The following is a 4,133-nucleotide window of genomic DNA, read 5'->3' on the forward strand; positions in this document are numbered from 1 at the left end:
ATGGGGGGGTTGACCACGGAGCTGGAAGGCTCCCTCCCCCCCATGCGCAGGGGCTTGTTATCGTCGCGGCCCACCCAGACCACCGCAGAAAGCCCCCGGGTCACCCCAGCAAACCAGAGGTCGCGGGCCTCGTTGGTGGTCCCCGTCTTCCCCCCCACCACCCGGCCGGGGATACGGGCCCCCTTGGCCAGGCCCTTCTCCCCCAGGTCGTACACGTATCCCTTCAAGAGGTCCCACCCTTGGTAGGCCACCTGGGGGTCAAAAAGGCGGCGCCGTTCCGGAAAGGCTTGGTAAAGCACCTGCCCCTGGGCGTCCTCCACCCGCTTCACGTAGATGGGGGTCACCCGATACCCTCCGTTGGCGAAGGCAGCGTAGGCTGCCGCCAGGTCCACCGGGGTGATGGAGGCGCCCCCAATGGCTATGGCCAGGGTGGGGTACTTGACGGCAAACCCCGCCTGGGAAAGCTTCTTGGCTACCTTCTCCACCCCAATGGCCTGGGCGGTATAGATGGCGGGCAGGTTGAGGGAGAGGTCCAGGGCATAGCGCACCGTAACCTCCCGGTTAAGGAAGGTACCGGAGAAGTTCTTGGGCCGCCATACCCCTCCCTTCTGGCTGGGGTCGGGGAACTCCAGGGGGCGGTCGGGAACCAAGCTGGCCTGGGTCCAACCCTCTTCAAAGGCGGTGGCGTAGACAAAGGGTTTCACCGCACTCCCTGGGTTGCGCAGGGCCCGGGTGGCCCGGTTGTACTCGTCCCCTTCCCGCCGCACTCCCCCTACCAGGGCCAGAACCTCCCCCGTTTCGGGGTCCAGTCCCACGATGGCCAGCTCCGCCCCCTCCGGCAACCTGGCCCCCTGGGCGGCGGCCTCCGCCGCCCGTTGCATGGCTGGGTCCAAGGTGGTGTACACCTTCAGCCCCCCCTCGCTGTAGACCTTTTCCTTCCCGAAACGGGCCTCGAGGAAGCGGCGCACCTCGAGGACAAAGTGGGGGGCCATCCGGTAGTCCAGCTGCCTGAGGATGCGGTCCTCGGGATCCACCAGCCTGGCTTCCAGAAGGTTTCCCTCCCCGTCGTAGCGCACCTCCCACCCCTTGGGCGCCAAGGGCTCCCGCCAAGCGGCCTCGGCCCCCTGCGGACTCACCCAGCCCTCGGCCACCATCTGGTTCAAAAGGAGGCGCATCCGCTCCCGCACCCCCTTCAGGTCTTGGTAACGGGCGTTGGGAGCCGGGATCAGGGAGGCCAGGTAGAGGCCCTCCGCCAGGGTCAAGGCCGCCGGATCCTTCCCAAAATAGGCTTCCGCTGCCCCCTTGATGCCCACGGCGTTACCCCCCCAGGGCACCACGTTGAGGTACATCTCCAGGATCTCCTCCTTGGTGTAGCGCCTCTCCAGCTCCAGGGCCAAGGCCCATTCCTTGAACTTCCGCTCCAGGGAACGGGCCTGGGCCAGCTCCTTGAGCAGGGTGTTTTTGATCACCTGGGTGGTGATGGTGCTTCCTCCCTGGAGATCCCCGCGAAGGATGGCATAAAGGGCCCCAAACAGGCGCACGAAATCCACGCCGTAGTGCTGGAAGTAGCGGCGGTCCTCCGAAAAGACCACGGCCGCCACCGCTGCCGGGGAAACCTCGGTAAGCCGCACCAGGCTCCGGTGGATGGCCCGCCCCTCCTCCACGCTGGCGATCTGGGCCAGAGGGGTGCCGTCCCGGGCATAAAGGGTAGAAGTGGCGGTGAGGCGCAAGCGGTCAAACTGGGAGAGGTCAGGGAGGTCGCGGGTATAGGCATAGGCCAAATACCCCAAGGCCACGCCTGCTCCCAGGAAAAGGCCGGCCAGCAAGAGGAACAGGAAGCGGAGCACCCGCACGCCCCTCAGTTTACATGGGCCTACCCCAAACCCAAAAAGCCGAAGAGCTTGTCCCGGGTGAGGGGTTTTTCTATGGCCCTCACCCGCACCACCTCCGCGGTGGTCCTGAGCCTCTCGTTGGGCTCTATGAGCACCGCCAAGGGCACCTCCTTAAGCCGGCGCACATGCCGGATGCGGGCAGCCACGGCAAAGGGGTCCACGTCCAGGTCCTGGTCTAAAAGCACATACCGGGGCGTGTGGTCCAATAGCCAAAAGAGCCCTTCCCGGGCCAGGTCAAAGTGGCGAACAGGGATGCCCTTCTCGGACAGCACCAGGTCCACATAGGCCCGCAGGGCTTCGTTGCGGCTTAATAGGAGAAGCCCCGGATAATCCGTCGCCACGGGGCCAGTCTATCCAAGGGGTGCGAAAAGGATATGAAAAGATTTGGCTGGGGCGCGTGGACTCGAACCACGACCGGCGGATCCAAAGTCCGCTGTCCTGCCATTAGACGACGCCCCAGCATTCAGGCGCTTGCCCCAAGGGGCAAAGCCATCCAGATTGTAGGGCAACGGGCCTTTCCCGTCAAACCCCCCTCACACGTTAAAGAGAATGTAGAGGACATCCCCATCCTGCACCAAGTAATCCTTGCCCTCGAGGCGCACCCAGCCCCTCTCCTTAGCCCTGGCCCATCCCCCAGCCTCCACCAGCTTTTCCCAAGGGATGACCTCAGCCCGGATGAAGCCCTTCTCCATGTCGGAGTGGATCTCCCCCGCCGCCTCGGGGGCCTTGGTCCCGCGGCGCACCGTCCAGGCCCGCACCTCCTTCTCCCCGGCGGTGAAGAAGGTGATGAGGCCAAGCGCCCTATACCCCGCCTGGGCCAGGCGTTGCAGGCCGCTTTCCCTCAAGCCATAGGCGGCGAGAAGCTCCTGCCCCTCCTCCGGAGAAAGCTCGGCCAGTTCCGCCTCCAGACGGGCCGAGACCACCACCACCTCCGCCCCCTCGGCCATGGCCTTTTCCCGGACCGCCCGGACATGGGGGTTACCCTCACCTTCGGGCAGATCCTCTTCGCCCACATTGGCCACATAGATCACCGGCTTGGCGGTGAGGAGAGGGGTTTCCCTGAGCAGGCGGCGGAGCTCGGTATCCTCCCCCTCCTGCCCGTTTCCCAGGAAGGTGCGGGCGGGCTTCCCCTCCTGCAGGTGGGCGTAAAGGGCCTCCGCCACCTCGAGGACAGGAGCCAGGTCCCGGTTGGCTCGGGCCTCCTTCCGCAGCCGTTCAAGGCGCCTTTCCCAGGTGGCGAGGTCAGCCAAAAGGAGTTCGGTTTCCACCACCTCGGCATCCCCCAGGGGATCCACCCGGCCCATCACGTGCACCACATCGGGATCGGGAAAGCAGCGAAGCACGTGGGCGATGGCCGCCACCTCGCGGATGTGGGCCAGGAACTGGTTGCCAAGGCCTTCCCCCCTATGGGCACCCTTCACCAACCCAGCGATGTCCACAAACTCCACATGGGTGGGGATCACGGGAGGCAGCCTATCGCCCTTGGCAAACACCCTCTGCAAGGCGTAAAGCCTTGGGTCCTCCAAGGCCACCACCCCCACGTTCTTGTCAATGGTGGCGAAGGGGTAGTTGGCCGCCAACGCCCTTGCCCGGGTGAGGGCGTTGAAGAGGGTGGATTTGCCCACGTTGGGTAGACCGACGATTCCCACAGCCAGCATCTTGACCTCAAAAAAAGCCCCACCAAGGGGCCTCTTTTCATCCTATCACACCCTTTGCGTATGATGGCAGGGTATGGACCTGGCCGCCCACATTGACCACACCCTTCTACAACCCACCGCCACCCCCGAAGCGATCCTAAAGGTGGCGGAAGAAGCCCTGGAATACGGGTTTTTCGGCCTCTGTATCCCCCCGTCCTACGTCCCCTTGGTGCGGGAGCGTTACCCCCATGCCCCCTTTCGCTTGGTGACCGTGGTGGGCTTCCCCTTGGGCTACCAAACCCAGGAGGTCAAGGCCCTCGAGGCGGCCATAGCCTTCGCCCAGGGAGCCCATGAGGTGGACATGGTGATCCACCTGGGCCGGGCCCTGGCCCAGGACTACGCCTATGTAGAGGAAGAAGTCCGCGCCGTCCGCCAAGCGGTGCCGGGTGCCGTCCTTAAGGTGATTCTGGAAACAGGCCACTTCACCCCCAAGGCTTTAGAAGCCCTGGCCGAGGCCGCCATCCGGGGTGGGGCCGACTTCCTGAAGACCTCCACCGGCTTTGGGCCCCGGGGAGCCAGCCTCGAGGATGTGGAACTCCTGGTA

Annotated in this window: 4 protein-coding genes and 1 tRNA gene; 1 reads left to right on the forward strand and 4 read right to left on the reverse strand. The window is 64.9% G+C overall.

The features are described 5' to 3' along the window. The 4 genes from Q0693_RS07150 to ychF form a co-directional block, all read right to left on the reverse strand. The coding region (locus Q0693_RS07150) for a transglycosylase domain-containing protein (RefSeq protein WP_298630313.1) at nt 1-1,853 on the reverse strand (1,853 nt) is incomplete at its 3' end. A gap of 20 nt (nt 1,854-1,873) precedes the next feature. Then, nucleotides 1,874-2,233 (reverse strand): response regulator, encoded by a 360-nt coding sequence (locus Q0693_RS07155; RefSeq protein WP_243029654.1) that lies wholly within the window; start codon nt 2,231-2,233, stop codon nt 1,874-1,876. 44 nt (nt 2,234-2,277) lie between these two features. Beyond that, nucleotides 2,278-2,351 (reverse strand) — tRNA-Gln (locus tag Q0693_RS07160). 74 nt (nt 2,352-2,425) lie between these two features. After that, on the reverse strand, nt 2,426-3,550 hold the full coding sequence (ychF, locus tag Q0693_RS07165) for a redox-regulated ATPase YchF (RefSeq protein ID WP_298630316.1): 1,125 nt from the start codon (nt 3,548-3,550) through the stop codon (nt 2,426-2,428). A gap of 73 nt (nt 3,551-3,623) precedes the next feature. On the opposite strand from ychF, the gene deoC reads away from it, so the two are divergent. Further along, the coding region (gene deoC, locus Q0693_RS07170; RefSeq protein ID WP_298630318.1) for a deoxyribose-phosphate aldolase at nt 3,624-4,133 on the forward strand (510 nt) is incomplete at its 3' end.

Origin of the sequence: uncultured Thermus sp., from assembly GCF_938010445.1 — a bacterium.
In the GTDB taxonomy this organism is placed as follows: domain Bacteria; phylum Deinococcota; class Deinococci; order Deinococcales; family Thermaceae; genus Thermus; species Thermus altitudinis.

Bases quoted from the DNA above. Each gene is read 5' to 3' on its own strand.
- ychF (WP_298630316.1), bottom strand. From the start codon at position 3,550: ATGCTGGCTGTGGGAATCGTCGGTCTACCCAACGTGGGCAAATCCACC.